Source organism: Gordonia oleivorans (genome assembly GCF_040044975.1).
Lineage (GTDB): Bacteria > Actinomycetota > Actinomycetes > Mycobacteriales > Mycobacteriaceae > Gordonia > Gordonia oleivorans.
The window spans coordinates 20,915-43,530 of the sequence record NZ_JBDZDI010000013.1; the positions used below are offsets into that span (position 1 = coordinate 20,915).

Sequence of the window (22,616 nt, forward strand, 5' to 3'; positions counted from 1 at the left end):
ACGCGGGTTCGCATCCGACGATGAGCAGCACACCACTGCGGCACTCGGATCCGAACCCAGCCGGCCCCGCTGATAGCGCGCCCTAGACTGAGCCCATGCGCGTGGGTATCTGCATTCTTGCCGACCTGACCTGGGCCGAGTCGCGACCGCTGTGGCTTCGCGCCGAAGAGATGGGTTTCGCTCACGCCTGGACCTACGATCACCTGGTCTGGGGCGGACTCGCCGATTCCCGGTGGTTCTCCTGCATGCCGATCCTCAGTGCGGCGGCCGCGGTCACCACCCGGATCGACCTCGGCGCCTTCGTCGTCTCCCCCAATTTCCGCCACCCCGTGTCGTTCAGCCGCGAGGTGCAGACGCTCATCGACATCTCCGACGGCCGATTCCTCCTCGGCCTCGGTGCGGGCGGAACACCGGACGACACCATCCTCGGCGCCGACCGCCTGCCGCCCCGTCAACGTGTCGACCGTCTGCAGGAGTTCACCCGGCTCCTCGGCCGCACTCTGGACGAGGACCACGTCTCTGCCGACGGTGAGTACTACCGGGCCCGCGACATGCGTCTCGTCGGCGGTTCGGTCCGGCGGCGGGTGCCACTGCTCCTCGCCGGCAACGGTCCGCGCTCGGTACGGTTCGCCGCCCGCCACGGCGACGGCTGGGTGACCACCGGTGCGCCGTCGGACTCGCTGGACGACTGGTTCGCCGGGATCTCGAGATCCTGCGCCGTTCTCGAGGACACGCTGAGCGAGGCCGGACGCACCGATTTCCCCCGTTACCTCAGCCTGGATTCCTCGCCCCGCTCCAGCATGGAGAGCGTCGCACTGTTCGACGACATGGTGGGACGCGCCCGAGAGCTCGGGTTCACCGATGTCATCGTCCACTGGCCGCGACCCGAGGCACCCTATCGAGCGTCACCGCACGTCCTCGAGGAGCTCGCCGCCCGCGGATTCACCGGCCGCTGACCGACCAACGTTCCTGTGTGCCTGCGCACCCGTGTGCCAGACTGGCACCCATGGCATCCCCACGCTCGACGTCGCTGTCCGGACAGGTGATCGCGGTGACCGGTGGTGCCGCGGGCATCGGGCGCGAGATCGCCCGGCAACTCGCCGAGGGCGGCGCGCATGTCGCGATCGGCGATCGCGATCTCGATGCGGCCCGCGAGACCGAACGTGAACTGGCCGGAAACGTCACGGCTTTCGAGCTCGACGTCACCGACACGCACTCCTTCGAGACGTTCCTGACTTCCGTCGAATCGGGACTCGGGCCCATCGACGTGCTGGTGAACAATGCGGGCGTGATGTGGGTCGGTCCGTTCGACACCGAGACCGATGCGGCCACCGACCGCATGCTCGCGGTCAACCTGCACGGCGTCATCCGCGGGGTTCGACTCACCGCTCCGATGATGCGGGACCGCGGGCACGGACACATCGTCACCATCGCATCGGCGGCGTCCAAGCTGGCACCCCCGGGTGAGGCCACTTATACCGCAACGAAACACGGCGTGCTCGGTTATCTCACCGCGGTTCGCGAGGAACTGCGGGGCACCGGCGTCACGCTGACGGCGATCATGCCGACCGTCGTCGACACCCCCTTGGCGGCCGGCACCGCGACGGGTTCGGCGTCGATGCTGCAACCGTCGGATGTGGCCGCCGCCGTCTGCTCGGCAATCGAGAAGCCCCGCTTCGAGGTGACCATCCCGTCCTACGTCGGTCCGGCCGTCCGAGCGGCCGGCCTACTGCCCCAACGGATTCGCGATGTGCTGATGCGCCGTATGGTTCCCGATCAGGTGGCCGCGGTCCGCGGGTCGACGAGCCGCGCGGCCTATGAGAACAGGGCCATCGGCCAACCCAAACGCGCGGAGGAACCTGCGAACACCCGCGACCCCGAGGACCGCAAGTGACGTGCATCTTCTGCGCCATCGTGACCGGTGACGCCCCGAGTGCCACCATCGCCGAGGATGACTCGACGCTGGCCTTCCTGGATATCAATCCGGCAACCGAGGGCCATCTGCTCGTCATCCCGAAGCGGCACAGCACCGATTTACTGGATATCAGCACCGACGACCTGACTGCGGTGACACTGACGGCCCAACGAATCGCGCGTGTCGCCATCGAGGTACTCGGTGCCGACGGAGTAAACCTGCTCAATTGCTGTGGCGCCGATGCGTGGCAGACCGTCTTCCATTTTCATCTCCACGTCGTCCCCCGATACGCAGACCCGGCACGTGATCGGTTGACGTTACCGTGGCGACCGGGTCAGGGCAGCGACCCCGATGTACTCGTCACGCTTGGTCGGCGGCTGTCGGCTGCCCTGTAATGCAGCACACTCACATCTCGTCGGCCATCACCATTTCGGCTATCCGAACCAGGGTTTCGGTGAGCAGCACACGGACCTGCTTGTCGCTCAACGCCTCTCGATACAGCCACTCACGTGCCGCGGCCCTCACCAAACCACCGAAGGCGCGGATCGCGGCCATCGCGGCCTCGTGACGCGCACCCTTCCCCTCGAAGCCGATCGCATCCAGCGCCCGCTGTGCCGCCCGGTCGTCGGCCTCGTCGAGGATCGCGCGGATCTCCTCGTCGTCGCCGACGCCGTCGGCGCCGACCGCCAGCCACGTGGCGCCGTGCCTGCCGAGCACCAGCATCAGCCAGTCCACCGACGCCGCGATGCGGGCATCGAGGTCGCCGGTGGGCAGCCGCACATTCTCCAGTTCGGGAACGATCATCATCTCCCGGACCACCGCGAGATACAGGTCACGTTTGGTACCGAAGTAGTGATTCAGCAGACCACGCGCCACACCGGCATCACGCGCCACTTCCGCCATCTGTACCGCGGCGTAGGACTGCTTGCCGAAGGCGGCGATGGCGGATTCCAGGATGGCCTGACGTCGGTCATCGGGATCGAGTCGGCGCCAGCGGGGTTCGGATGCGGTCACAACCCCCGATGATCTCACACCACGTCGAGGCCCTCCGCGGCTCGGGAGCGCAGTGCATCGGGGACGACGAACCGATCACCGTACCGTTCCCGCAGCTCGTCGGCGCGCGCCACGAATCCCGCCACACCCCCGTCGTACTGGTTGATGTACTGCACCGCGCCGCCCGTCCAGGCCGGGTATCCGATACCCATGATCGACCCGATGTTGGCCTCGGCCACCGTGCCGATCACACCTTCGTCGAGGCAGCGGAAGGCCTCGAGCGCTGCGGCGACCAGCATCCGTTCCTTGGCGTCGTCGAAGGGAATCTCGACATCCGGGCGGTGGTACTCCTGCGCCAGCCGGGGCCACAGACCCAAACGTGCCCCCGACGGGCCGTCATAGTCGTAGAAGCCACGCCCCTCCAGGCGGCCCGGCCGATCGAACTCCCCGAGCATCCGGTCGACCAGCGGATACGACGCACTCGGGACGAACTCGACGCCGCGCTCGGCGGCATCGGCGATGAAGCCCGCACGGATCTTGGCGATCGTCTTCATGTTGATCTCATCGAAGAGCGTGAGCGCACCGGCCGGGAACCCGGCCTGCAGCGCGGCCTGTTCAGCGGCGGCCGGCGCCATACCCTCGGCCACCAGCGACAGCGCCTCGTCGACGAACTTGGCGATCACCCGGTTGGCGTAGAACCCGTAGACATCCCGCACGACGATCGGGGTCTTGCGGATCTGGCGCGCGAAATCCAGTGCCCGCGCCAATGTCTCATCGGAGGTGTTCTCGCCGACCACGATCTCCACGAGCGGCATCTTGTCCACCGGGGAGAAGAAGTGCAGGCCGATCACGTCGGCCGGACGCGCCACCGCGGTGGCCATCTCGGCGATCGGGAGTGCGGAGGTGTTCGACGCCAACAGGGCATCGTCGGCGACGTGGCCGGCCACCTCGGCGAGCACCTTCTTCTTGAGTTCCACATCCTCGAAGACGGCCTCGACGACGAGGTCGGCGCCGGCCACATCGGCGATGTCCGCGGTCGCGAGGATCCGGCCGAGCACGGCGTCGCGGCGCGCCTCGTCGATACGTCCCTTGGCCAGCGCCGTGTCGAGGAGGCGTCGGGAGTAGTCCTTGCCGCGTTCGGCGGCCTCGATCGTGACGTCGCGGAGAACGACGTCGACACCGGCTTGTGCTGTGACGTAGGCGATTGCGGCACCCATCATCCCGGCGCCGAGCACCGCGACCCGCTGCGCATTCCGTCGCGGATACCCGGCCGGACGTGACGCACCCTTGTTGACCGCGTTGAGATCGAAGAACATCGCCTTGATCATGTTGGTCGACACCTGACCGCAGATGAGGTTGGCGCAGTATCGGGTTTCGATGACGAACGCGGTATCGATGTCCACCGATGCACCCTCCACCGCAGTGGCGAGCACGGCGATCGGCGCGGGCATCGGTGCACCCTTGGTCTGCTTGCGCAGAGTGGCGGCGAAGGCGGGAAGCTGTGCGGCCAGGGCGGGCGAGGACGGGGTGCCGCCAGGAATGCGGTAGCCCTTGCGATCCCAGGGTTGCACGGCATCCGGATTGGACAGAATCCAGTCACGCGCACCGGCGAGCATGTCCTCGCGGGTGTCGACGACGGAGTCGATCACGCCCGCCGCCAACGCCTTTGCCGGGGACATGCGCTGCCCCTGACCGACAACGTTCATCAGGGCGTTGACCACGCCCAGCATGCGTACGACACGGGTGACACCACCGGCACCGGGCAGCACACCGAGGGTGACCTCGGGAAGTCCGAGCAGTGATCCTCTGCTGTTCAACGCGATCCGATGGTGGGCCGCCAGTGCGACCTCGAAACCTCCGCCGAGGGCGGTGCCGTTGATGGCCGCGACGACCGGCCGCCCGAGGGTTTCCAACCGCCGGAACGACTCCTTGAAATGGTCGAGGCCGGAAGAGATCTCGACGACATCGTCGGGTCCCGCCGACATCAGTTTGTTCAGGTCGCCACCGGCGAAGAAGGTGTCCTTGCCCGAGGTGACGATCACGCCGGTGATCGAATCCTTCTCCCGTTCCAGGCGTTCCACGGTGCTGCGCAACTGTGTGGCCATGTCGTCGGTCATGGTGTTGGTGGGCTGCGACGGGTCGTCGATGGTCAGCGTGACGATGCCGTCGGCGTCGGCGGACCAGCCGAAGATATCTGTGCTCATGGCGGTGTCCCCCTTGTCAGAGATTGCGTGCGATGAGGTCTTTCATGACCTCGTTGGCTCCGGCGTAGATCTTGGCGATACGCCCGTCGACGAACAACTGCGCGATCGGGTACTCCTCCATGTAGCCGTATCCGCCGTGCAGCTGCAGGCAGCGGTCGACCACCTGCGTCTGCTGCTCCGAGCACCACAGCTTGATCATCGCCGCCCGCTTCACATCGAGTTCGCCGCGCACGTGCCGAGCGATCGCGTCGTCGACGAAGGCACGCATCACCTCGAGTGTCGTTGCCACATCGGCGAGTTCGAACTTGGTGTTCTGCAGGGCGAACAACGGCTTGCCGAATGCCTCACGTTCCCGGACGTAGGCCAGGGTGTGCTCGTAGGCGGCCTCGACCACCCCGAGGGCGGCGACTCCGACGATGAGGCGTTCCTGCGGCAACTGCTGCATCAGCTGGACGAAGCCGGCTCCTTCGACGCCACCGAGCAGGTTCGCCGCGGGCACCCGCAGGCCGTCGAAGAACAGTTCGGTGGTGTCCTGCCCCTTCTGCCCGATCTTCTTGAGTTTGCGTCCGCGTTCGAAACCGGCAGGGCCGTCGGCAACCTCGGCGACGAGCAGCGACACCCCCGCGGCCCCCTTGGTGGGGTCGGTCTTGGCAGCGATGATGATGAGGTCACAGGTGGCGCCGTTGGAGATGAAGGTCTTGGCGCCGGTGATGACGTACTCGTCGCCGTCGCGGATCGCGCGGGTGGCGATGGATTGCAGATCCGATCCGGTGCCCGGCTCGGTCATCGCGATGGCACCGATCCACTCACCCGATGCCAACTTCGGCAGCCACCGCTGCTTCTGCTCCTCGGTGGCATACGAATTCAGGTAATGCGGCACGATGCCCGAGTGCACCCCGAGTTGCATCGACAGGTCGCCACATCGGCCCTGCTCCCGGAAGACCACCGACTCGTGTGCGAAAGTTCCACCGCCACCGCCGTATTGCTCCGGGATCGAGATGCTCAGCAACCCCAGTTCGCCGGCGCGGCGGTAGAGTGCACGGTCGGGTTCGCCCGCGGCGGCGAACTCCTCACGTCGCGGCGCCACCTCCTTGGTGAAGAACTCGCGTGCGAGCGCGGTGAGATCTCCGAGTTCGGTGGTCAGATCGTCGGTCATGGAGGCTCTTTCGGGTGGTTGGGGGTGGACTGGTCAGTGGAACGACGCGGGCGCCGGGCACTGAGTGTTGAGTGCTGAGTGCTGACTTACCGCATTCGCCGGTCCCTACCGCTGGTAGAGATCTTCGATCTGCTCGGCGTACTTCTTGGCGATCGGCGACCGCTTGAGTTTCATCGTCGGGGTCAGTTCGTCGCCGCCGGGAATCCAGTAGGTGGGCAGCACCCGCCACGAACGGATGCTCTCCACGCGTGACAGACGGCTGTTGGCCTGATCGACGGCGTCGGAGATCGCCTCGACGAGATCGGGGTGAACCGAGAGGGATTCGGGATCGACGTCGACCCCGCGCTGCGCCGCGAACACCGCGGCGGCATCCGGGTCGAGGGTGATCAGCGCCGAGACGAACGGACGGTTGTCACCGATTGCCGCGACCGAACCGACGAGCGGGCTCACCGCCTTCAGTGCCCCCTCGATGTTGCTGGGCGACATATTCTTTCCGCCGGAGTTGATGATCAGCTCCTTCTTGCGGTCGATGATCTTCAGGTAGCCCCGATCATCAAGGGTCCCGATGTCTCCGGTGTGGATCCAGCCGTCGGCATCGAGGGTGTCGGCGGTCCGCGTCGGGTCGTTGCGGTAGCCGCGCATCACACCACCGCCCCGAACCAGGACTTCGCCGTCGGCGGCGAGGATGACCTCGGTGCCGGGGATCGCGCGACCCACCGAGCCGTACATGGGAGCGGTGATCGGATTCACCGTGGTGACGGCCGAGGTCTCCGACATCCCCCACGCCTCCATCACCGGAACACCGAGTGCCAGCATGAATTCCAGTGCACCCACATCGATCGGTGCTGCCCCCGACACTGCGGCGGTCAGGTCATTCATGCCCAACTTCGCCCGCAGCTTCGACAGCACCAATCGATCGGCGACCTCAGCGGCCACCGTGTCCACCGGATTCAGTTTCGTGCCGGCGACGATGGCGGCGGCCTTCTTCCTGCCCGCCGCCAGCGCCCAGCGCGCCAACGATCCCTTGACACCGGATTCACCGGCAATGGTGACCTCGACGTTGCCCTTGATCTTGTACCAGAGCATCGGCACCGCCACGAAGAAGGTGGGGCGCACCTGACCGAGGGTCTCCACCAACGCCTTCGGGTTGTCCAGATCGGTCACCGTGATGCCGAAATGCATCGGCGCGTACTGACAGATCCAGCGATTGATCAGGTGGGCATCCGGCAGGTAGGAGATCACCCGGCCGTTGGTGAGGTCCCCGATCACGTCGGTGATCACCTCGAGCTGATAGAGCAGATTTGCGTGGGTGAGCTCGACTCCCTTGGGGTTTCCCGTGGTGCCGCTGGTGTAGATGAGTGTCAGCACGTCGTCGCGGGTGCCGACGCGCCACTTCGAGTCGAAGTCGAAGTCGGCGTCCCCGCGCGCGATCAGGTCGGCGAGGGCGATCAGTCCGGGACCACCGTCGGTGGCGTCCGCACCGTCGGTCCCGTCGACGACGACGACCGTCTGCACGGATGTGCCGCGCGCGGCCTCGAGGACCCGTGGCAGGAACTGGGTTTCGGTGATGACGACATGGGGCTCGGCGTTGTTGAACAGGTAGGCGATCTGGGGTGCGGCGTTGGTGTTGTACACCGAGAAGGTCACCGCGCCGAGGTGCATCGCGGCCGCGTCGACGATATGGAACTCGATGCGGTTGGTGAGCATGATGCCCACCACGTCACCGCGGGTCACCCCCTGCGCCGCGAGTCCCGCCGCAACCTCACGGACACGACGTCCGTACTGCGCCCACGTCACGGACTGCGTGCCGTCCGCACTGCGGATGGCCACCTTGTTCGGCACCTCGGTCACCCGACGCTGGAAATGCGAGCAGAGGGTCTCGGTCGTCATCACTGTCCTCCTCGTGGCGCACTGTTGGCGTGCTGCCAATTATTCTGACGTTGTGTTGTCTGGCTGTCAATAAGCGGGTGCCAGCGGGCTACCCAACCACTTTGTGGTGCAATCCTTTTGCGAGTTGTCGCACCGCGGCGCCGAGTCCCGCACTCACGGGACGTCCCGCGGCACGTAGCGGCGCCGGCACGTCGATCGCCACCGTCCAGTCGAGGCGGGTGGAGCCGACCTGCTCGGTCAGCACATAGTCCTCGGCGAACGCCCTGATGCCGGGGCCGGTGGTGCGGGTCGCGGCAAAGGTCATGCGGGAGTTCTCATCCCAGCGGTAGAACCGCTCCTGCACCGACAGCACCTTGGCGATGGCGACGGTCCGGACCGCCCCCACGCCACGCTCCCCGGCCCAGCTCGCGGCGGTCACCAACGGACTCCACGACACCACGGCGTCGTCGGCGGCGAGCACCTCCCACACCTGCTCCGGTGTGGCCTCGATGTCGAGCGTCACCGTGGTGCACACGGGTGCACTGGCGAAGAACGGGTCGCCGACGATGTTGAGTTCCCGCCACTTCATGGCCGGTCCGCCGATTCGAGCGTGGTGATGATCGAGTGAATGGACTTGTCCCGCACCAACTGTGCGTCGAGAACCGGATTGATCAGGCCGCGCAGCAGCGAGTAGGCGGTCCACTGACGCGGCGCGATCGTGCGCGCCTTACGCTCGGCGGAGGCGGTGACGATGACCTCTGCGGCCTGCTCGACGCTGATCCGCTTGTTCAGCGGCCACGGCAGCTGCGCGCCGATCTCCTTGCCGAGCGGATCGTCGTCGAGTGTTGCCCGGGTCATTCCGGTCTCGACGATGCCGAAGTACGCCAGCCCGGCCGACGCACCGTGCGGTGCCAGCTCGATGCGCAGTGCGCGGCCGAGTTGTTCGACCGCGGATTTGCTGATCATGTAGGCCGATCCGCCCATCCCCGGCGCGAAGGCCGCGCAGGAGGCGACGAGTTCGATGTGGCCGCGGCGCTGCGTGATCGGTTCGATGGTGGCCTTGATGGTGTTGAAGGCGCCGATCAGATTGATGTCGATGACGCGCCGGAAGTCCTCGGGTGCGATGTCGCGCAGCGTTGCCGGCGGCGGGGTGACGCCGGCGTTGGCCACCGCGATGTCCAGGTGCCCGAAGCGGCCGATGCCCTTCTCGACGGCGATCTGCAGTGAATCGAGTTCTCGCACATCGGCATGCACCGCGAGGGCGTGCTCATTGCCGAGCTTGTCGACGGCCGCGGACAGCCCGGCCGCGTCGACGTCGGTGAGCACCACGTCGGCACCGGCGGCGACGAAACGCCTCGCTGTCGCGAGTCCGATACCCGCGGCGGCCCCGGTGATCAGGGCGACCGACCCCGGAAGGGCCAGAGGTGAGGCGCTCATCCGATCAACTCCTGTTCGTGCGCGACGGGTTCCACCAGTCGCAACCCGTCGATCCTGCGAATGGTGAAGTCCGCCAACCGGATGTGCTTCATCCGGCGCCGGAAGCCGACGACGAATCCGGGCCAGAAGGTGTAGTTGCGACCGGAGGGGCTGAGGTAGTAGCTCGAGCATCCGCCGGTGTTCCACACCGAGTGCGCCAGCCCTTCGTCGACCTCGCGAACGAACCGTTCCTGCGCCTCCGGCAGCACGTCGATGCTGCGGATGCCTTGGTCTCTCATCTGCTTCAGTGCGTCGACGAGGTAGTCGACCTGTGCCTCGATGGTGACCACCTGAGACGTGTAGACCACCGAGTTCGGTCCCAGGATCTGAAAGAAGTTCGGGAAGCCCGCGACGCTGGTCCCCATGTAGGCGACCATCTCACCGCCCTCCCAGGTCGCAGAAAGGCTACGGTCGTCGGCGCCGTGGATGCGCCGGAACCCCTCGTTGCCGGCGAGTTTGAAGCCGGTGCCCAGCACGATCGTGTCCACCTCGTGCAGGACGCCGTCGGCGGTCTCGATGCCCGTCGGGGTGACCCGGACGATGCCGTCGGTGATGACCTCGGCGTTGGCGGCGGCCAGGGCCGGATAGAACGTGTTGGAGAAGGTGGGACGTTTGCATCCGAAGGCGTATCGCGGCGTCAGCTTGGCGCGCAGTTCCGGGTCGGCGACCTGACGCCGCAGGTGCAGGCGGGCGACCGCGGCCATCGGCGCCAGCAAGCCGGGACGCTTGACGAGTCCGGGCACCATCATCTCCTGCGCCAGGCCGCAACTCTCGCGCAGTGCGCGCATGGTGACCGGGTGGCGCCGGAACATGGTGCGCACCCCCTGACTCACCGGCCGGTCGGGGTGCGGCATGATCCAGGTGGGCGTCCGTTGAAAGAGGCTCAGCTGCTTGACCTTCGGCTGCAACTGCGGCACGAACTGGACCGCCGAGGCACCCGTTCCGATGACGGCGACCCGCTTGCCCTCCGGCGACCAGGAGTGGTCCCACTGCGCCGAATGGAACACCTCACCGGCGAAATCGTCGAGTCCGTCGATGGCGGATACCGACGGTTCGCTGAACGGACCGGTGGCGCCGACCAGCACGTCGGCGGTGAATTCCTGCCCGGCCGCGGTCAGGCGCCACACCTGCGCGAGGTCATCCCAGCCGGCGTGGGTGACGTCATGGCCGAAACGAATGCGTGAGGTGATCCCGAAGTCGTCGGCGCAGCGCGCGATGTAGGCCTGGATCTCCTCCTGCAGCGGATACAGGCGCGTCCAGTCCGGGTTCGGGGCGAAGGAGAACGAGTACAACGCCGACGGGATGTCGCACTGGGCACCGGGATAGGTGTTGGCCTGCCAGGTGCCGCCGACCTCGTCGGCACGTTCGAACAGCAGGAAGTCGTCAAAACCCTCCTGGGTCAGGCGAATTGCGGCACCGATACCACCGAAGCCGGTACCGATGATCGCGACATGGACGTGGTGTGGGGCTGTGTCTGCCACGGTTCCTCCTAGAGATCGACGACCACGTGGTCGTCGGCTGCGCGTGACACGCAGATCATCATCGAGTCGTCTCGTTCGTCGCCGATCAGCACGCGATCGTGGTGGGCGACGGCGCCGTCGAGCACCTTGACGCGGCATGCACCGCAGAATCCCTGCTGGCACGAGTACCGCACGTCAGGTTTGACCCGCCGGATCGCCGCGAGTGCGGTCTCGTCGGCGGCCACCTCGACCGATCCGCCGGAGGCGAAGTCGATCCGGAAGGCGGTGCCGTCGACGACCGGGGGCGGGGCGAATCGTTCACTGTGCAGTTCGCGGCCGGGGGCCTCGGTCACGATGAGCCGGCGGGCGCTCTCGAGCATCGCCGACGGACCGCACAGGTAGATGGGGGCGGCGGGGCCGTCGATGTCGAGGATCTCGCGCATGTCCGGCACACCGTGCTCGTCGTCGGTGCGGATCTGCACGCGGGCGGCGTCGAGGGCCAGCAGTTCGTCGATGAACGGCATGCTGTCCCGGTTGCGCCCGGTGTAGATGAGCGTCCAGTCGAGTCCCTTGGCGTGGGCCTCGCGGAGCATCGGCAGGATCGGGGTGATGCCGATGCCGCCGGCGACGAACCGGCACCCGCGCTGTGCGGCGAAGTTGAAGGCGTTGCGCGGGCCGCGGATGTGCAGGGTGTCCCCGGTTCGCAGCAGATGCATCTCGGCGGAGCCGAGTCCATCGGGGATGCGGCGCACCGCGATTCGGTAGGTGGCGGTGTCGGCAGGATCACCGGTCAACGAGTAGTGCCGTTGGCGGCCGGACGCGGTGAAGACGTCGATGTGGGCGCCCGGCGTCCACCGGGGCAGTGCGGTGCGATCGGGCCGGGCGAGGGTGATCAGCCGCACCCCGTCGGCTGCTCTCCGACTGTCGATGACGTCGAGCCGCAGGTCGAATCCGACGTGACGGGTGGGATTGGGTGGTGAAAGGCGCTCGGCGTATGCACTTTCGGCGAACAGACGTGAGTAGCCGCGGGCGAGCCCACCGATGGCGGCGAGGATCCGGGTCGGATTCTCGACATCGGTCATGGGGGGCGGGAGGTAGTTCACTGTTCTGCCGCCCGCGCCGCCGGGGAGATCGCGAGATACCGCACGGCCTTGTCGATGTCGCCCATCGAGGAGGGATGGAAACCCGGCTGCAGGTAGTAGTAGATCTGCTCGAACAGGAAGCTGATGCCCGGAATGAGGTGGGCCCGTGCGGCCTTCGCGAAGGCGATCGGCCACGGACGGCGGCGCTTGACGGTGGTGTCGTTGCGGTACAGGTAGGCCGCCGTCGAGAACCACAGTGCGGCAAGGCCGGTGCAGGCGATCAGTGCGGTGCGGGCTCGGCGCAGGTAGCCGCCGTCGACGTACTGGAATGCGTCGAAGGCGACATTGCGGTGTTCGAGTTCCTCCGCACCATGCCAGCGGAGGAGGTCGAGCATGGTGGGATCGACTCCGACACGGTCGAATTCGGCGTTGTCGAGCAACCATTCGCCGACCACCGCGGTGAAGTGTTCGGCGGCGGCGTAGACGCCGAGGCGTTCGGACAGCCACGCCCGTTTGGCGCGCTTGTTGGTGATGCCGTGATCGCCGAAGATCTTGGCCACCGCGTACTCGATCCGGCGCATCACCGGGGTGATCTCGACGTCGTTGGCGCGCAGGTAGTTTCGGAAGCCCTCGTGCGATGCGGCGTGGGTGGCCTCCTGCCCGACGAAGCCGACGACCTCCTCACGGAGACGTTCGTCGTCGATCAGCGGCAGTGCCTGCGCGAACACGTCGGCCATGGCCCGCTCCCCCTCGGGCAGCACGAGATGCATGACGTTCCAGAAGTGCGTGGCATAGGGCTCGCCGGGGATGTACTCCAGCGGCACTCCGGTCCAGTCGAACGAGACCGGTCGGGCGTTGATCGCCAGTGCCTCCTCGCCGTACTCCCGGGTCTGTGCGCCCTGCGCGTGTGCCATGAGCGTTCTCCTGTTCGTCACGTCCGTACCGGTGTCGGGGTGGTCCACGTCACCTCGTTGAAATGAAGATACGTTTTGCCACTCATTGTTTCAACCCCCGAGGTCGACTAGACTTCCGACATGTCTGTTTCCGGCCTCTTCACCGCGTCGCCGGGCGCCACCGAGGCCGATCCGATCCTCGACGCGGCGCTGGCGGTCTTCGCCGACATCGGCATCCGACGCGCCACCATCGACGACATCGCCAAGCGCGCAAAGGTCGGACGGGTGACCGTGTACCGCAAGGTCGGCGGCAAGAACGAGATCCTCGTCGCAGTGATGATCCGCGAATCCGGCCGGCTGTTCGACCAGGTCAGAGCCGCAGCCGAGCGGGCCGACAGCTACGCCGACCGCGTCGTCAACGCGTTCGCGACGACGGTGACGGCCATCCGCGAGAACCCGGTCTGGAATCGGATCCTCGAACTCGAACCCGGCAACGTGCTCGACCAACTGACTCTCAACGGCTCGTTCCTCCTCGCCGGTGCGGTCGAGGCCACCGCCGACGTGCTGCGCTCACCGGACGCCGAACTCGACGACGAGGAGGTCCTGGCCCGCGCCGAGATCCTGGTGCGGATCACCCACTCGATCCTGCTGACGCCGAACGTCCGGCTGCCGTTGTCGACCTATGCCGAGGTCGAGGAGTTCGCGCGGAAGCACCTGCTGACCATCGCGCAACCGCGGTAGCCGAGCGCTTCTCAGCGTCCGTTCAGCTCGGTCCGGCGACACTTCCGGGGTGGACACCATCTCCGGCCTGCCGCTGCATCCTCTTCTGGTACATCTCGCCGTCGTCGCGATCCCACTTGCGGCCCTCCTGGGCATCATCGGCGCAGCGTGGCCGTCCGCTCGCCGCGTGCTCGGCGTCGTGCCCCCGATCGTCGCACTCGTCGCCGTCATCATCACGCCCCTCACCACATCGGCCGGCGAAGCGTTGGAGAAGCGGGTACCGGAATCGGCCGAACTGCACCGACACACCGACCTCGGCGGGGAGATGATCGCGTGGGTCGCACCCTTGTTCGTCGCGGTCGTCCTGCTATGGGCCCTGCACTCCGACGCCATCATGCGGCTACTACCGATAACTCTGTCGCCCAATGTATTCCGCGTGATCGACATCGTCCTGCGCGTGGCGGTGATCGTCACCGCGATCGGCTCGATCGTGATGGTCTACCTGGTCGGGGACTCCGGCGCACGGGCGGTGTGGCTCAACTGAGAATCACCCGGCACGGGTCACCGCGGCCGTACGTCGGCGAGGAAGCCGACGTTCTCCGTCAGCGCCACGTCATCACGCTCGTAGGCATCCGACGAGACAGTCCAGTCATAGGCCTCGAGCAGGTGATGCACCACAATCGCCGACTCGAGGTAGGCGAAGTGCATGCCCATACAGTTGTGCCGACCGCCCCCGAACGGCATCCAGGCCATGGGGTGGTCTCGTCGATCCCGCTCTCCGATGAACCGCCCGGGGTCGAAACGTGCCGGATCAGGCCAGATATCGGGCCGGCGATGATTGGCCCCGATGGGAACGATCACGAAAGCCCCTGCAGGGATGAGGTGTCCGCACAGCTCTGTGTCCTTGATCGCGGCACGGGGCACAACCGGGACCGGTGGCCGCAGGCGCACCGACTCGCGAAACACCGCGTCCGTGGCCACCGCGGACCGCAGCTCACCAAGACCCGGACGAGTGCCCAGGTCGATCGCCTCGTCGCGAAGCTCGTCGCGCCACCGCCGATGACGGCCGAGCCGATAGACCATTGATGTCATCGCGATCGTCGCCGTGTCATGGGCGGCGAAGAGCATGAATCGCATATGGTCGACGATCTCGGCATCCGAGAGACGTCCGGCACCGTCGATGTCGGCGCTGCACAACGCCGACATCAGGTCCGCCCCGGGCCGGCGGCGCCGATCGGACACCACATCCGCCATGTAGTCGTCGAGGACGGTCTTCGCCTGCTGGGCGCGGTGCCAGCGCGTGCCCGGTATCGGGAGCCGCACCAATGCGCCGGCCGCCTCGATCAACTCGACGAACGCCCGGTTCATCCGATCGACGTCGGCGCGTGGCAAACGTGCACCCAGGAATATCTCCAGCGCGAGATCCAGCGCGATCGCTTTGAGGGGGATGCGCATGTCCACGCCATCTCCCGTGGGAAAGTTCGCCATCGCCGACGACACGAGGGGGTGCAGTCGCTGCGCGTAACCGTCGAGCCGAGTCCGGGTGAAGGCGGTCTGTAGGATTCGGCGATGCCGGCGATGCTCGTCGGCGTCCATCAGCAGGATTCCCCGCTCGAACAGCGAACCCAGCGCGAAGCCGTAGACCGGCTCGTTCGCGAAGGCTTCATCGCGGTCTCCGACGAGTTCGGCGGCGGCGGCCGGACCCTGAGCTACGACGACATCACGACCGAGCACGGTGACAAACGCGATGTCGCCGTGTGCGCGGCGGAGGTCCTGGGCCAGGCCCGTCGGATCCGAGCGCAGGCGCAACGCACCGAACAGGGGCACAGCGCGTGGGCCGGTGACCGCGCGTAGGGTCGACTGAGGGTCTGGGGATGCGAGAATACGGTGGTGCATGGAGTCCTTCCGGCCGCATGCGACGTCTCACGCGAGGATGCGGTCATGATGGGAGGTGAGCGGGTACGTGCGGGTCTTGGTGGTCGACGACGACACACACGCGGCAGAGACGATCAAGCGCGTGCTCATCAGTGACGGCTGGAGCGTCGTGATCGCCCACGACGGACTCGAGGGATACCGTCGTGCTTCGGACGAGGATTTCGATGCCGTTGTTCTCGACATCATGCTGCCCGGACGGAACGGGTATGAGGTGGTGCGTGACCTGCGTGCGGCCGGGAATTGGGTTCCGGTGGTGATGTTATCGGCCAAGGACGGTGAATACGATCAGGCCGAGGCCCTTGATTTCGGAGCTGATGACTACCTGGTCAAACCATTCTCCGTGGTCGTGCTCAAGGCCCATCTGCGGGCGGTGATGCGTCGTGGCCGCAAGGAACGTCCGGCCATCCTGCGGGCCGGGGGGCTCGCACTCGATCCGGCCGAACGCCGCGTCACGCGGGACGGCACCGACATCGCGCTGACCCCCCGCGAGTACGCGGTTCTGGAGCTACTGATCCGCAACGCGGACACGGTGATATCCAAACAGACCATCCTCCAATCGATCTGGGATGAGAACTACGACGGCGACCACAACATCGTCGAGGTCTACATCGGCTACCTACGAAAACGAATCGATACTCCTTTCGGTGTCGGTTCCATCGAGACCGTTCGAGGGGCCGGGTACTGTCTGCGCAGCGTCTGACGACCCGGCCGCCGCCCGATCCGTGGTCGGGTGTTCACGAGCGCCGTCGTCGTCGTCGCCCGCCGGCGCACGGCGGAACCGCAGTTCGATCGCGGCACCGGTGATGACACCCACCGAGCCGGCATCACCGAGCGCCGACACGTCGGCGTCGTCGAGCACCGACACGCTGCCGCCGTGGGCGACCATGATCTCCTGCACGATCGCCAGGCCCAGACCTGTCCCGGACCCCGAACGACGATCGGTGCCGAGCCGGGCGAAGCGTTCGAACACCCGCCGACGGTCGTCGCCGTCGATTCCCGGGCCGTCGTCGCCCACGACGATGCGTGCCACCTCGTCGTCGGCGAACATCAGGATCCACAGTGTCGACCGCGCATTCCGGATCGCGTTGTCGACGAGGTTGCGCAACGCCCTGGCGACCATGACCGGATCACCGAGGACGCGAGCGGCGATGACGCGGGTGCGGACGTCGACAGACCCCATCGCGCGGACGCGCTGCGCTTCGGACAGGACAGCGTCGTCGAGATCGACATCGACCCGCGTGACGGTGAGACCGTTCTCGTCGGCTCGGGCGAGCAACAGCAGGTCGGAGACAATGCGCTGCATCTGGCGGGCTTCGGGCAACAGGATCGTGCGGACCGTCTCCGGATCCAGGGCTGTCCCGGTCTCGTCGGCCAGGTCGAGCAGTCCGAGCACCGTGGTCAACGGACTGCGCAGCTCATGGGAGGCATCCCCGACGAACCGCAGTTGTGCGCCACGATTGACCTGCAACCGCGCGAGCATGCTGTTCATGGTCGTTGCCAGGGTGCGGATCTCGTCGTCGGCGTCCGGTACCGGCACTCGGCGGTCGAGGCGGCTGGCGTTGATCGCGTTGACCTGCCTGGTGATTCGGGACACCGGTCGCAGAGTGCGGCCGACCAGCAGATAGACCGCCAGCGCCGCCAGCGCCACGATGATCGGCAGCTCTACGCCGATGATCGCGGCGGTGATCCACTCGCTGCGCCGCACGTTGTTGGTGCGGTCGACCGCGATCACCGCGTAGTATCGGCCCCCGAACTCGGCACCGAGAGCCGTCGCGCAATACTCTCCGTCGAATCCCCTGATCGACAGGTCGTCGCGGTAGGAATAGATGCCGTCGTCGAGGAGGAAGTCGGCGACCGGAATATCCGGCGCTCCTGGCGACGCCCGCAACACCCGGCCCTCGCGGTCGACCACCTGCACGAAGTCGACCCCGGCACCGGGGGCCAGATCGTCCGGATCGACCCCGTCCACGCCGGTCCTGGCCACCGCGGTGGCCACCTGATAGGCCTGTCGGCTCGTCGCTCGGTACATCGCCTCGGTGTTGGCGCGATGCAGCATCAGAAGCGACACCACTCCCGCGATGCCCAGCGCCACCGTCACCACGACGGCTGCGGCGACCGTCGAACGCGCTCGAACCCCTCGCCGCGAGCCGAGTCCGTAACGCCGACGACTCTTCTCGCCCACGGACCTCACCTGCCTAGGACGGTGTCATCCCCGCCGAGACGTGACAAGCGCGGACCGCCATGGCACCCATCGTATGGCGCGAGGCCCCGAGCCGACCACCGTCGGGTTTCAGTGGCCCTTCAGGTGCAGGGGAGGACAGTGGTGTACATGGACACCTCCACCATGTCCGTCGCTCATCGGATTCTGCAGGATGCTCGTCAGCGAGGTACTCGGCTGGCCTTCGGAGTGCACGGCGCCAACATCGAGGACATCTACGCCGCCGCCGCGGACATCGACCTGCCGACCGTGGTGGCCAAGCACGAATTCGCCGCAGGTGCGATGGCCGACGGGCTCACACGCGTCACCGGAGTTCCCGGCCTGGTGCTGACCACGTCCGGAGGTGGCGCCATGAACGTGATCGGAGCGCTGGCCGAATGCTATGACAGCCGGGTTCCGATTCTTGCCGTGATTGGCAGTGCACCAACGGCATTGGTGTCCCGAGGTGCGTTTCAGGACATGCTCTCACCACCGGACACGATCGATCTGGAGCGGCTCGTGGGCGCCGTCACCGGCCACTGCAGCGTCATCGATTCCGCCGCAGCGCTGCAACCGGCGCTGAACGCGGCCGCGGCATGTCTGGCCGCAGACCTCCCGGCCGCTCTGGTGATCCCCAAAGACGTTCAGCAACAACCGCTGCCATCGCCCTCGCCTCGTCACACCGACAGTATCGTCACCGTCGCCCCGACAACGACTGCCGGATCCGAACACGCCATGCTCGCCGAATTCGCCGCCGAACTCGCGGACACGGTGCGCCGTGGTGATCGCGTCGTCATCTGGGTTGGCGAGGAGGCCTCCCGTCGCCAGGTCGGCCATCTCGTCCGCACCCTCGCCGACCGACTCGGAGCGAACGTCCTCGCCGCGCCGGGCGGTATGGACGCGACCGGCACCGACGGTACACACGGCCCCGGCATCACCGGGGTCATGGGACACCCGTCCGCGGTGACCGCGATGGCCGGCGCGGCGAGGTGCGTGGCCATCGGGTGCCGGATGAGCATCACCGATCGCGCAGGCCTGGACGACGTACTTGCTCGTATTCCGGTGACACACCTGGGCTCTCACCCTCCTCGTCTGCCGGGATGCACCCATCTCGGTGTCGCGTCGCTACCGGCGGCCCTTCGGACACTGGAGGTCGAGCTGGCCGATCTCGGTGTTGCGGCAACCGCCCCCGCCGCAACCGGCCGTGAGTTCCTCGAGGTCCCGAATCCACCCGCGCCCGACCATGACCGAGCGTCGATGTCGCTGCGTGATGTGGTGGCCTCGGCGTCGGGCGAACTGCCCGACGATGCGCTGATCTTCGCCGACGCCGGCAACATCGGCGCCACCGTCGTCCACCACCTCACACTGCGGGCGCAGCAGCGTTTCGGTGTCGCACTCGGCATGGGTGGCATGGGTCATGCGATCGCCGCCGCCATCGGCGTCGCCGTCGCCGAGGCGGCGGGTTCGCGACGACGCTGCGTCGCGTTCGCCGGTGATGGGGCGTTCTTCATGCACGGCATGGAGTTTCATACCGCCGTCGAACACGGTGCACCGGTGACATTGATCGTCGCCAACAACGACGCACACGGTATGTGCGTCACCCGAGAGGGATTGTTTTTCCCGAACACCATCAGCAGCAATAGATTTCGTCACACCGACATCGGCTCCGGCCTCGCCGCGATGTTCAACGGAATCGATGTCCGATGCCCCACCGACCCCGGCGAGCTGCGAGTGGACTGTAAGCAACTGTTCGCCGCCGATGGGCCCAACTGCCTTGTTGTCGAGACCGATTGCGATGAGGTACCTCCGTTTCTCCCCTTCCTCCCGAAAGGTCCGTGATGACCGCAACCCTTCCCGCCCTGTCCGATCTGGGCGCACGAGCCACCGACCTGGACGGCCTCACCCGAATCGAATCCCACCCACGCGAGGTGGCCACCCCTGTCATCCTCGAGCGACTGCGGTCGGTGTACCCGCACGACACGGTCTACGGGCAGTTCTGTCCCGTTCAGGGTTACGTCGACGCTCCACCACGCGAACTCTACGAATGGCTCGCCGACACCCGATCCCTGGAGGAATGGACATACAGCCTGCGTGGCTTCGCCGAGACCGACGAGCCCGGGCTATGGGTCGCCCAGGATCGCCTCGGAGACGCCACCGACATCTACACGCGCACCGTTGCCAATCCCGACGCGATGACCGTCGACTATCACTGCGCCTGGGATCAAGGGACGCACCTGTGGATGATCTACCTCATGCGGGTCGTCGACGCTCAGGTCGTGCTCAACCGTCCCGGATCGGTGGTGCTGTGGAACAACTGCCACCACCCGTTCTATGACGAGAACCCTTATCCGGAAACAGCTCCCGCGTCACGACCGGTCTGGGTGGGCGACTTCTGGGACATGTTCTCTGCCGGCCATCAGCTCGAACTCGACAACCTCACCGCCATCGCCGAATACCGGCACAACCACGGACTGCCCCTCACCCCCGATTGGATGCGATCATGATGCCGACCTCCATCTCGTCCGTTGTCATGCTGCACGATGTGGCCGGGTACTTGCCCGAGAACCGGGTGCCGGCAAAGTATTTCGCCGAGTTCGCCGAAGACGACTCCCTCGCCCACAACGTGATGTTCGCCGCGCCCGCGTTCCGCCATCACGCCGCCCGGGATGAGACATCTGCGGATATGATGCTCTCCGCAGCACGCGTTCTCACCGATCGCCACGGGGCCGATCACCTCGACGACGTCACCATCGTCCTGACCCACAGTCAACTCCCCGAGGTCCCCGTCCGTGGCTGCGGTGGCGAAGTGGCCCACCGTCTGGGCATTCGCCCGCATACCGTCCTCGATGTGCACAATGGCGGTTGTGCGGCCTTCGTGCACATGCTCGACCTCGCCGGCGCACTGTTGACGGCGGCAGGAGGCGGAAAAGCGTTGCTGGCGTTGGCACAGAACAGCGCATCGCAGATATTCACCCAGGAGCAGGTGCGCGGTACCGCGCAGGCTGCCATCCCGGGTGACGGCGCGGCAGCCGCAGTGGTCTCACTCGACGGCCGTGGTTCACCGGTACTCGCCACCATGTGCCATTCGTATGGCGCCTACGCGGGTGACATGACCTCGGTCGCCCACCCCGAGCGCAAGTACTGGGAGGCCGGTGAAGGCCAGATACACATCGGATTCACCGAGGCCAAGATCGCCAAGGTGCTCGCCCGCGGAAACCGGATGGTGCCGGAGGTGGCGATCGAGGTGGCCGACCTGATCGGTATCGATCCGCCGCAGCTGGATTGGCTGATCACCAATCAGCCGAACCGGATCTTCCTGCGCAATTGGCGTGAGGCGATGGAGCTTCCGGCGCAGCGACACCCCGATACCTTTGACGAGTGCGGGAATCTCTTCGCGGTGGGAATCCCGATCACCCTGGACACCGCGATCACCGACGGCCGGATCCGTGACGGTGATGTGGTGATGATGTCGGCCTTCGCCCACGCCGGCGACTTCGCCGGTGCGGCGGCCATCCGATTCGGGGGCCGGCCATGACCGCGGCCGAACTCCCGGCGCCGGTATCCCGTCGAGCGCGCCCGCCCGCGGGCCTGGACCTGAACGAGTCGTGCTATCCCCCGCTTCCGGCCGTTGCCGCGGTGCTGCGGGACGAGTGCGCCATCGCACATCGCTACCCGGAGTTCTTTCCGGATTCGACTAGGCGGCAGGTCGCCGGTCACCTGGCGGTGCGTCCCGAGCAGGTGGTCATAGGCGCCGGCGCTACCGGCGTCGTCGGCATGTGTTTCGCCTTGGCGCGCGCAGCGATCGATCAACCTGGGCCGCAACCCGTGTCGGTGGTGTCGGCATCACCCACGTTCGACGGCTATCCCATCGTCGCCGAGATGTCCGGGCTGCGGTTCGTCGGGGTCGCGCTTCGGCGCGGCGCCGTCGACCTGGAATCGATGGCTCACGCGGTGGGGCCGGACACCGGTGTCGTGGTGGTGTGTTCGCCGCATAATCCCACCGGTTCGGTGCTCGACGTATCCGCGATCACCGAATTCGTGGCGGCCCTCCCGCCACATGTGATCGCGATCCTGGACGAGGCCTACATCGAATTCAGTGAGCATCCGACCGATCCGGCATACCTGGTCGGCCGGCATCCGAACCTGGTGGTGATACGTACCTTCTCCAAGGCCTACGGACTGGCCGGGCTCCGTGTGGGTTACGGGGTGGCGCAGGCCGATCTGGCCCGCCGGCTGCGCGCATTCGAGGTACCGTTCGGCATCTGCGCTCCCGCGATCGCTGCAGTGCCGGTGGCCCTTGCCGCGCAACGGGAACTGATGCAACGGGTTTGGGCCATGCGCACCGAACGCCAGATCCTCGCACGACGTCTGCGTCGATACGGCGCCCGACCACTGCACAGCGACGCGAACTTCCTTTTCGTCCCCGGCCGAGAGGGTGTGGCGTTGGGTTCGCTTCTGATCACCAGCGGCATACCGGTCAAGGTGTGCGGCGCTCACGGCGTACGCATCACTGTCGGCAGTCGCGCCGACACCGACAGGATCGTCGCAGCACTTCGAGGACTCACCGCTGCGGTCTGATGCAGCGCATCGCACAAGCCGACCAGCCCGCATCACGACCATCGATCCCACCGACATCTCCTGCGGTTGAGAACAGTGCCGAACCACCTGTGACGTGGTCACGGGCGGATCCCCTAGCCCTCGGTTTCGCAAAGTCGT

General features: G+C 66.6%; 21 protein-coding genes. 10 read left to right on the plus strand and 11 right to left on the minus strand.

Features of this window, described 5'->3' with window-relative positions; all coding sequences use genetic code 11:
* The first annotated feature begins 95 nt into the window (after positions 1 to 95).
* The 3 genes from ABLE92_RS17260 to ABLE92_RS17270 are packed head-to-tail and all read left to right on the plus strand — an operon-like array spanning position 96 to position 2,310.
* Positions 96 to 956 (plus strand): LLM class flavin-dependent oxidoreductase, encoded by an 861-nt coding sequence (locus tag ABLE92_RS17260; protein ID WP_348805976.1) that lies wholly within the window; start codon positions 96 to 98, stop codon positions 954 to 956.
* Between the two features lie 50 nt (positions 957 to 1,006).
* On the plus strand, positions 1,007 to 1,894 hold the full coding sequence (locus tag ABLE92_RS17265) for an SDR family oxidoreductase (protein ID WP_348805977.1): 888 nt from the start codon (positions 1,007 to 1,009) through the stop codon (positions 1,892 to 1,894).
* Complete coding sequence (locus ABLE92_RS17270) at positions 1,891 to 2,310, plus strand: HIT family protein (RefSeq protein ID WP_348805978.1); 420 nt, start codon at positions 1,891 to 1,893, stop codon at positions 2,308 to 2,310. Before ABLE92_RS17265 ends, ABLE92_RS17270 begins: the two co-directional genes overlap by 4 nt.
* A gap of 10 nt (positions 2,311 to 2,320) precedes the next feature.
* Here ABLE92_RS17270 and ABLE92_RS17275 read toward each other — a convergent pair whose 3' ends face one another.
* From ABLE92_RS17275 to ABLE92_RS17315, 9 genes are all read right to left on the minus strand, one after another.
* Complete coding sequence (locus ABLE92_RS17275) at positions 2,321 to 2,929, minus strand: TetR/AcrR family transcriptional regulator (RefSeq protein WP_348805979.1); 609 nt, start codon at positions 2,927 to 2,929, stop codon at positions 2,321 to 2,323.
* Between the two features lie 14 nt (positions 2,930 to 2,943).
* Positions 2,944 to 5,112 (minus strand): 3-hydroxyacyl-CoA dehydrogenase NAD-binding domain-containing protein, encoded by a 2,169-nt coding sequence (locus tag ABLE92_RS17280; RefSeq protein WP_348805980.1) that lies wholly within the window; start codon positions 5,110 to 5,112, stop codon positions 2,944 to 2,946.
* 16 nt (positions 5,113 to 5,128) lie between these two features.
* Complete coding sequence (locus tag ABLE92_RS17285; protein ID WP_348805981.1) at positions 5,129 to 6,268, minus strand: acyl-CoA dehydrogenase family protein; 1,140 nt, start codon at positions 6,266 to 6,268, stop codon at positions 5,129 to 5,131.
* Between the two features lie 105 nt (positions 6,269 to 6,373).
* Positions 6,374 to 8,158: an AMP-dependent synthetase/ligase gene (locus ABLE92_RS17290; protein WP_348805982.1), complete on the minus strand. Its 1,785-nt coding sequence runs from the start codon at positions 8,156 to 8,158 to the stop codon at positions 6,374 to 6,376.
* An 88-nt stretch (positions 8,159 to 8,246) separates the two neighbouring features.
* Positions 8,247 to 8,726, minus strand: coding sequence for an SRPBCC family protein (locus ABLE92_RS17295; RefSeq protein ID WP_348805983.1), 480 nt, complete (start codon positions 8,724 to 8,726; stop codon positions 8,247 to 8,249).
* Complete coding sequence (locus ABLE92_RS17300) at positions 8,723 to 9,574, minus strand: short-chain dehydrogenase/reductase (RefSeq protein WP_348805984.1); 852 nt, start codon at positions 9,572 to 9,574, stop codon at positions 8,723 to 8,725. Before ABLE92_RS17300 ends, ABLE92_RS17295 begins: the two co-directional genes overlap by 4 nt.
* A complete protein-coding gene (locus ABLE92_RS17305; protein ID WP_348805985.1) occupies positions 9,571 to 11,094 on the minus strand; it encodes a flavin-containing monooxygenase in 1,524 nt (507 codons plus the stop codon). Before ABLE92_RS17305 ends, ABLE92_RS17300 begins: the two co-directional genes overlap by 4 nt.
* A gap of 8 nt (positions 11,095 to 11,102) precedes the next feature.
* Positions 11,103 to 12,155, minus strand: a complete 1,053-nt coding sequence (locus ABLE92_RS17310) for a PDR/VanB family oxidoreductase (RefSeq protein WP_348805986.1) — start codon at positions 12,153 to 12,155, stop codon at positions 11,103 to 11,105.
* 17 nt (positions 12,156 to 12,172) lie between these two features.
* Positions 12,173 to 13,069 (minus strand): metal-dependent hydrolase, encoded by an 897-nt coding sequence (locus ABLE92_RS17315; protein ID WP_348805987.1) that lies wholly within the window; start codon positions 13,067 to 13,069, stop codon positions 12,173 to 12,175.
* Positions 13,070 to 13,189: 120 nt separating this feature from the next.
* Between ABLE92_RS17315 and ABLE92_RS17320 the strand changes: the two genes are divergently transcribed.
* Together ABLE92_RS17320 and ABLE92_RS17325 are read left to right on the plus strand one after the other, a co-directional pair.
* Positions 13,190 to 13,789: a TetR/AcrR family transcriptional regulator gene (locus ABLE92_RS17320; RefSeq protein WP_348805988.1), complete on the plus strand. Its 600-nt coding sequence runs from the start codon at positions 13,190 to 13,192 to the stop codon at positions 13,787 to 13,789.
* Positions 13,790 to 13,838: 49 nt separating this feature from the next.
* Positions 13,839 to 14,312 carry a DUF2231 domain-containing protein gene (locus tag ABLE92_RS17325; protein WP_348805989.1) on the plus strand — a complete coding sequence of 158 codons (474 nt, stop codon included), beginning with the start codon at positions 13,839 to 13,841 and terminating at the stop codon, positions 14,310 to 14,312.
* A gap of 17 nt (positions 14,313 to 14,329) precedes the next feature.
* Here ABLE92_RS17325 and ABLE92_RS17330 read toward each other — a convergent pair whose 3' ends face one another.
* Positions 14,330 to 15,595 (minus strand): cytochrome P450, encoded by a 1,266-nt coding sequence (locus ABLE92_RS17330; RefSeq protein ID WP_348805990.1) that lies wholly within the window; start codon positions 15,593 to 15,595, stop codon positions 14,330 to 14,332.
* Positions 15,596 to 15,731: 136 nt separating this feature from the next.
* Here ABLE92_RS17330 and ABLE92_RS17335 point away from each other — a divergent pair, with 136 nt between their 5' ends.
* A complete protein-coding gene (locus ABLE92_RS17335) occupies positions 15,732 to 16,403 on the plus strand; it encodes a response regulator transcription factor (RefSeq protein WP_348806087.1) in 672 nt (223 codons plus the stop codon).
* Here the strand turns inward: ABLE92_RS17335 and ABLE92_RS17340 are convergent.
* On the minus strand, positions 16,320 to 17,885 hold the full coding sequence (locus ABLE92_RS17340) for an ATP-binding protein (RefSeq protein ID WP_348805991.1): 1,566 nt from the start codon (positions 17,883 to 17,885) through the stop codon (positions 16,320 to 16,322). The two genes, ABLE92_RS17335 and ABLE92_RS17340, sit on opposite strands and share 84 nt — an antisense overlap.
* A gap of 147 nt (positions 17,886 to 18,032) precedes the next feature.
* Here ABLE92_RS17340 and ABLE92_RS17345 point away from each other — a divergent pair, with 147 nt between their 5' ends.
* The 4 genes from ABLE92_RS17345 to ABLE92_RS17360 are packed head-to-tail and all read left to right on the plus strand — an operon-like array spanning position 18,033 to position 22,478.
* A complete protein-coding gene (locus ABLE92_RS17345; RefSeq protein WP_348805992.1) occupies positions 18,033 to 19,739 on the plus strand; it encodes a thiamine pyrophosphate-binding protein in 1,707 nt (568 codons plus the stop codon).
* A complete protein-coding gene (locus ABLE92_RS17350; RefSeq protein ID WP_348805993.1) occupies positions 19,739 to 20,404 on the plus strand; it encodes an SRPBCC family protein in 666 nt (221 codons plus the stop codon). Before ABLE92_RS17345 ends, ABLE92_RS17350 begins: the two co-directional genes overlap by 1 nt.
* A complete protein-coding gene (locus ABLE92_RS17355; protein WP_348805994.1) occupies positions 20,401 to 21,435 on the plus strand; it encodes a 3-oxoacyl-ACP synthase III family protein in 1,035 nt (344 codons plus the stop codon). The genes ABLE92_RS17350 and ABLE92_RS17355 overlap by 4 nt, the downstream gene beginning before the upstream one ends.
* Complete coding sequence (locus tag ABLE92_RS17360; protein WP_348805995.1) at positions 21,432 to 22,478, plus strand: pyridoxal phosphate-dependent aminotransferase; 1,047 nt, start codon at positions 21,432 to 21,434, stop codon at positions 22,476 to 22,478. Before ABLE92_RS17355 ends, ABLE92_RS17360 begins: the two co-directional genes overlap by 4 nt.
* The last annotated feature ends 138 nt before the right edge of the window (positions 22,479 to 22,616 follow it).

What these genes read in the sequence shown, in the direction of transcription:
- ABLE92_RS17280 (WP_348805980.1), bottom strand. Translation starts at nt 5,112, where the DNA reads ATGAGCACAGATATCTTCGGCTGGTCCGCCGACGCCGACGGCATCGTC.
- ABLE92_RS17310 (WP_348805986.1), bottom strand. Translation starts at nt 12,155, where the DNA reads ATGACCGATGTCGAGAATCCGACCCGGATCCTCGCCGCCATCGGTGGG.
- ABLE92_RS17320 (WP_348805988.1), top strand. Translation starts at nt 13,190, where the DNA reads ATGTCTGTTTCCGGCCTCTTCACCGCGTCGCCGGGCGCCACCGAGGCC.
- ABLE92_RS17350 (WP_348805993.1), top strand. Translation starts at nt 19,739, where the DNA reads ATGACCGCAACCCTTCCCGCCCTGTCCGATCTGGGCGCACGAGCCACC.
- ABLE92_RS17260 (WP_348805976.1), top strand. Translation starts at nt 96, where the DNA reads ATGCGCGTGGGTATCTGCATTCTTGCCGACCTGACCTGGGCCGAGTCG.
- ABLE92_RS17315 (WP_348805987.1), bottom strand. Translation starts at nt 13,069, where the DNA reads ATGGCACACGCGCAGGGCGCACAGACCCGGGAGTACGGCGAGGAGGCA.
- ABLE92_RS17355 (WP_348805994.1), top strand. Translation starts at nt 20,401, where the DNA reads ATGATGCCGACCTCCATCTCGTCCGTTGTCATGCTGCACGATGTGGCC.
- ABLE92_RS17345 (WP_348805992.1), top strand. Translation starts at nt 18,033, where the DNA reads ATGGACACCTCCACCATGTCCGTCGCTCATCGGATTCTGCAGGATGCT.
- ABLE92_RS17265 (WP_348805977.1), top strand. Translation starts at nt 1,007, where the DNA reads ATGGCATCCCCACGCTCGACGTCGCTGTCCGGACAGGTGATCGCGGTG.
- ABLE92_RS17290 (WP_348805982.1), bottom strand. Translation starts at nt 8,158, where the DNA reads ATGACGACCGAGACCCTCTGCTCGCATTTCCAGCGTCGGGTGACCGAG.
- ABLE92_RS17360 (WP_348805995.1), top strand. Translation starts at nt 21,432, where the DNA reads ATGACCGCGGCCGAACTCCCGGCGCCGGTATCCCGTCGAGCGCGCCCG.
- ABLE92_RS17285 (WP_348805981.1), bottom strand. Translation starts at nt 6,268, where the DNA reads ATGACCGACGATCTGACCACCGAACTCGGAGATCTCACCGCGCTCGCA.
- ABLE92_RS17300 (WP_348805984.1), bottom strand. Translation starts at nt 9,574, where the DNA reads ATGAGCGCCTCACCTCTGGCCCTTCCGGGGTCGGTCGCCCTGATCACC.
- ABLE92_RS17295 (WP_348805983.1), bottom strand. Translation starts at nt 8,726, where the DNA reads ATGAAGTGGCGGGAACTCAACATCGTCGGCGACCCGTTCTTCGCCAGT.